Source organism: Microbacterium resistens NBRC 103078 (genome assembly GCF_001552355.1).
GTDB classification, from domain to species: Bacteria; Actinomycetota; Actinomycetes; order Actinomycetales; family Microbacteriaceae; genus Microbacterium; species Microbacterium resistens.
Genome location: NZ_BCRA01000191.1, coordinates 1 through 3318, shown reverse-complemented (window position 1 = coordinate 3318; position 3318 = coordinate 1). Strand labels below are relative to the sequence as shown.

Below are 3318 nucleotides of genomic sequence, written 5' to 3'. Positions count from 1 at the left end.
GGTCGTCGGCGCGGCGGAGCGCGCTGCGCAGGAGTGGGACGCCCTGGCGTCCCGGCCGATGCCGGTGCTGCTGCACCTGGCGGACCGGTCCTGGACCGACCGATGGAGATCGACCGTCCGCGTGCGGTGACGCGCGGGACGACGACGCGCCCCTGCGGCGCGGACACGACGCCCGGCCGGACGGCCGGGGCACGAAAGAGAGGAGAAAGACCCATGAGTGCGAAGGACAGGCTCGAAGCGGCCGCGGACAAGGTGAAGGGCAAGGCCGAGGAGCTGATCGGCAAGGCCACGGGCAACGAGGACCTCGAGGCCCGCGGCAAGGCCGACCAGGCCGAAGGCCACCTCAAGGACGCCGGCCAGGACGTGAAGGACGGCGTCGAGGACGCCGCCCGCAACGTCAAGGACGCCTTCAAGAAGTGACGGGACGGGCGGGGCGGCGTCAGCCGTCCCGCCCGCGAGAGAGGAGAATCATGGGCTTCTTCAGCTTCCTGCTGCTCGGCCTCATCGCCGGCGCGATCGCCAAGCTGATCCTTCCGGGCAAGCAGGCGGGCGGATGGTTCGCCACGCTGCTGCTCGGCGTCGTCGGAGCGATGCTCGGCGGCTGGCTGGGCGGGCTGATCTTCAACGTGGACCTGCAGTCCTTCTTCAGCCTGGCGACCTGGGCGCTGGCGATCGGCGGCTCGCTGATCGTGCTGCTCGTCTACGGTCTGCTGACGGGCCGCCGCAGCAAGGCATGACGGGGATCGCACATATGCGTGCACACGCGTGGGGACGCGGGTGCACGCTGGGACCGGGGCGGCGCGCACGGCGCATCGCCCCGGTTCCGGCCGGGGGGAGAAGGAAGTGACGGAGGTCGATGACCGCCTGTCGCTGTCCGAGGCCGACGACCGCACGGTCGCCGGCCGGGCGGCGGACGGCGACACCGAGGCCTTCGCGGTGCTCGTGCGGCGCTTCGCGCCGCGCATGCGCGCGTACACCAGGCGCCTGATGGGCAGCACCGCGGACGTGGACGACATCGTGCAGGAGGCGTTCGTCACGGCGTGGCAGCGCATGGACGAGCTCACCGATCCCGGGGCGGTCAAGTCCTGGCTGATGCGGATCGTGAGCCGCCGGGCGATCGACCGGCTGCGGGCGACGCCCGCGCACGTCGACATCGACGGGATCGAGACCCCCGCGCCGGCGCACGACTCCCCGGCCCGTGTCGTCGAGACCCGTGCGGAGCTGGACGCGCTGACGGCGGCGCTCGCACAGCTGCCGGAGGCGCAGCGGCGCTGCTGGACGCTGCGCGAGCTCGGCGGGTTCTCCTATGACGAGATCGCCGAGGAGCTCGACGTTCCCGTCTCGACCGTGCGGGGCCTCCTGGCCCGCGCGCGCAAGGACATCATCGTTCGGATGGAGGGATGGAGATGACCATCGACGACGACCGATCCGGACGCCGAGGCATCGCCCTGGACCCGGCCGACCTCGACGGGCACACGTTCGAGGAGCTGGTCGACTACATCGAGTCGGGGCGCACCCCCCGTGACGACGCCATCGAGAGCTCGGCCGGATGCCGGCTTGCCCTCGACGCCCTCGAGCGGCTGCACACGCTCGGCGCGGATCTGCTCGAGGCGGACACGGCGCAGGAGCCGCCCGTCGACGAGAACTGGATCCAGCAGGTCATGAGCGGCATCGGGCGCGAGATCCGCGCCGGCCGCCGGATCCCGCTCGACGCGGAGGAGGACGCCGACCTCGCGATCACGGAGGGGGCGGTGCGCGGGCTGATCCGCGACGCGGAGCGCGCGGTGCCGGCGGCCTTGATCGGCCGGTGCCGGCTGGAGGGCGACGTCACCCGGCCGGGGGAGCCGATCCGGGTCGCCGTGGACGTGAGCGTGCGCTACGGCCACCCGATCACGACGACGGCGGGGCTTCTGCGCGCGGAGATCGCGCGCAGACTGGAGGAGCACACCGATCTCGTCATCGCCGACATCGACGTGACGGTGCACGACGTCCGCTGGGAGCCGGGGGAGGGCCACGAGTGAACGACGAGGAGAGGACCGCGCTCGCGGTGAGCGTGGAGAGGGCGCTGGCGGGCGTCCCGGGGGTGGCGGAGGTCCTCCGCCCCGGTGGGGCGCTGTCGACCGCGGTCGACCTGGGCGCCCGCGCGATGGGCATCCGCGAGGCCGACGCACCGCGGGTGCGGGTGACGGACGCCGACGGCGCCACGCTCGTGGAGGCGTCGATCGGCGTCGCCTCGTCGTCGGCGAAGCGCACGACGAGGGACGCCCATCGCGCGGTCCGCGAGGTCGCCGGGCCCGTGCGCGTGGTGCTGACCGTGGCCCACGTGGACACGCACTCGGTCGCCGCGTCATCCCGCGGATCGGCGGATCAGGGGTAGTTCTTCAACGCCTGTTCGAAGGCTTCGACGTCGTCGGCGCTGAGCACCTCGCGGGCGACGACGGTGAGGCTCAGCCCTTCGAGGGGCTCGCCGGTGCGGGCGCTCGTGGCCTCGCGTGAGGCGCGGTAGTCGCCGCTGACGTCGTTGGCGAGGTCCGTGATGTCCGCGTAGAACAGCGTCGGCTCGGGGTAGGTGCTCGCGTACCACTCCCAGAGCACCTGATCCTGAGGCGTGTCGCCCCCGTACATCTTGCGGATCACGCCGGGATCCACTCCGGACGCGGGGTCGTTGAAGGCCAGCATCGAGCTGAAGCCGCTGCGGATCAGCTCGTCCTCGACCGTGCGCATGACCTCGAGCTTCGTCGGGTATCCGGTGACCGGCTCGGTCGTCGCCCAGGACGCCGAGGTGTACTGCACGAGCATGGACTCGCCGCCGTAGCCGTTGCGCTCCGGGCGCAGCGTCTCATCGCCCACCGGCACCCACGTGAACCCGAACTCCGCGGACAGGCGCTCGCGCACCCTCGTGAGCGTCTGTTCGGCCTGGGCGCGGACCTCCTCCAGGGACGGCTGGGCCAGAGTCGCCCGGGGATCCACGTCCTTGATCCCCGGATACGCCTCCCAGAGCTTCTGCTCCTCGGTCTTGCGCCCCTCGTAGCCGCCGCCCGCGTCCGCGCTCACGGCGCCCAGCCCGCCCACGGTCCCCAGGTTGAACAGGAGCACGACCGCGAGGCCGATCGCGGAGAGGAGCCGGCCGCGTCGGACGGTGAGGCCGGCGATGACGACTCCGAGGACCAGCAGCTGGAGCACGAGCATCGTCGTGCCGTAGAAGGCGTCGACCGCCCCGGCGGCGAGCAGGGCCAGCAGCACGACGGCGAACAGGACGGCGGCGCCCAGCGCGACCCAGCCCAGAGGGCCGGTGCGCGGGGCCCGGTCCTCGACGGG

6 protein-coding genes are annotated in these 3318 nt (G+C 72.5%); 5 read left to right on the top strand and 1 reads right to left on the bottom strand.

Annotated elements, in window-relative coordinates; genetic code table 11:
* The first annotated feature begins 213 nt into the window (after positions 1-213).
* The 5 genes from MR1_RS18770 to MR1_RS18750 all read left to right on the top strand — a co-directional run bounded on the left by MR1_RS18770 (position 214) and on the right by MR1_RS18750 (position 2377).
* On the top strand, positions 214-420 hold the full coding sequence (locus MR1_RS18770) for a CsbD family protein (protein WP_067250716.1): 207 nt from the start codon (positions 214-216) through the stop codon (positions 418-420).
* Positions 421-470: 50 nt separating this feature from the next.
* On the top strand, positions 471-737 hold the full coding sequence (locus tag MR1_RS18765) for a GlsB/YeaQ/YmgE family stress response membrane protein (protein WP_067250713.1): 267 nt from the start codon (positions 471-473) through the stop codon (positions 735-737).
* A gap of 106 nt (positions 738-843) precedes the next feature.
* Positions 844-1410, top strand: a complete 567-nt coding sequence (locus tag MR1_RS18760; RefSeq protein WP_067250710.1) for an RNA polymerase sigma factor — start codon at positions 844-846, stop codon at positions 1408-1410.
* Positions 1401-2021, top strand: coding sequence for an Asp23/Gls24 family envelope stress response protein (locus MR1_RS18755; protein WP_231819416.1), 621 nt, complete (start codon positions 1401-1403; stop codon positions 2019-2021). Before MR1_RS18760 ends, MR1_RS18755 begins: the two co-directional genes overlap by 10 nt.
* Positions 2018-2377, top strand: coding sequence for a hypothetical protein (locus MR1_RS18750; RefSeq protein ID WP_067250707.1), 360 nt, complete (start codon positions 2018-2020; stop codon positions 2375-2377). The genes MR1_RS18755 and MR1_RS18750 overlap by 4 nt, the downstream gene beginning before the upstream one ends.
* On the opposite strand, the gene MR1_RS20310 is transcribed toward MR1_RS18750, so the two are convergent.
* On the bottom strand, positions 2368-3318 hold a 951-nt coding region (locus MR1_RS20310; protein WP_067250704.1), incomplete at its 5' end, for a hypothetical protein. The two genes, MR1_RS18750 and MR1_RS20310, sit on opposite strands and share 10 nt — an antisense overlap.